This window comes from Cedecea sp. NFIX57 (assembly GCF_900177785.1).
Lineage (GTDB): Bacteria > Pseudomonadota > Gammaproteobacteria > Enterobacterales > Enterobacteriaceae > Cedecea > Cedecea neteri_C.
Genome location: NZ_FXAS01000126.1, coordinates 1 through 1,272, shown reverse-complemented (window position 1 = coordinate 1,272; position 1,272 = coordinate 1). Strand labels below are relative to the sequence as shown.

Below are 1,272 nucleotides of genomic sequence, written 5' to 3'. Positions count from 1 at the left end.
GTGGTGCCGTTCGCCATCGCCTGCGTGAGCCCCTGGTGGATATCGTTCAGCACATCGAGCTTCAGAATACCGGCGACGGTGAACTGCACGGCGTGCGCCTCATCCTCCAGGTCTTTCCAGCTGAAGGTCGGCGTCAGGTGTTTGCCCTCAAAATACCGGATAGCCGCCTCCGGCTTCAGGGTCATGGCGAACCCGGCATTAATCCCCGGCATGGCTCTGGCCCATCACATCTGCCACGAACACCGCCTGACCGACCAGCTCCTGCAGGGCTCCATCGCTGAGGTCGGGAAACGCCTCCAGCAATATCGCGTAAACCGCATCCGGGGTCTGTGCCGTGCGGATTTGCGCGAGCAGCGGGCGCAGCATCGCCTCCGCCGCCTGATTTGCCTGCGCGGCCAGCGCCAGCGGGGCAGCATCCAGCTGCTGCTGAACAGCATCCGCTGAAGCCTGCGGCACCGAGAGCGCCGCCAGCCGCAGCTGCATGGCGGCCGACAGCGTGGCCTCCCCGGCCGGAGACTGCACGGAGAGCGGCTTCAGTACCACCTGACCCTCGCCGGGCACCGGAATACCGCTGCGGTCAGCGAACCATTCCTGACTGATAGCCGCCCCGATGGCCTGCGCCCCGGAGACAATCTTCACCAGCTTCTCCAGGTCAACCGGTTCGCGGGTATCAAACTCCAGACGCGGCATGCGGGCCGCATCGTAGCGACCGTTGAGGACCAGCAGGGGGCGAAGGAGCTGTGCGGTCAGTGTCTCCGCCACCATCCGCGCGTCGCCTGCCAGCAGGTCGTGCCGGACTTCGTTGTGGACATTGCCCAGCGCGTTGGTGGACGTTTCGCCGTCCGCCTGGCTGGTGAGTGTCCCGCCGAGGATGGCTTTTGACTGCACTTTCTCGCACCAGTCCACCATGGCAAAGAAGGGGGCACTCTGGCCGGGCGCAGGGACTTTCAGCTCAATATCGGCCTCTTTGGGGATGATGCCCCCGCCGTTGCGGGCCATCATGCGAATGCCCTGCAGCAGCCGGTTACGGGCTTTCTCGTCCATGCTGGCGTCGTACTTCCCGATCCGGAACGGCAGGCCGTAGAGATTCAGGAACTGCGCCCAGTCGCGGGCCGAGAGATTCTTGAATAGATAGGCCCAGACCAGCACCCGAAACAGACCGCTCTGGGCGACAGGGCCGGATTTTGCCCGGTGCCGGTGGACTATCCAGCCGGTTTCCCACAGCGGCTCGCCGTCGGCACTGGTGCCGGTGTTCAGCCGGATATCATCATG

2 protein-coding genes are annotated in these 1,272 nt (G+C 64.7%); both read right to left on the bottom strand.

From position 1 onward, the window contains the following. Positions 1-212 (bottom strand): phage head morphogenesis protein (locus tag B9Y90_RS26195; protein WP_441302671.1); only part of this gene is annotated, 212 nt, incomplete at its 3' end. Continuing rightward, a partial coding sequence (locus tag B9Y90_RS26190; RefSeq protein ID WP_139827527.1) for a DUF935 domain-containing protein occupies positions 199-1,272 on the bottom strand: 1,074 nt, incomplete at its 5' end. The genes B9Y90_RS26195 and B9Y90_RS26190, both read right to left, overlap by 14 nt.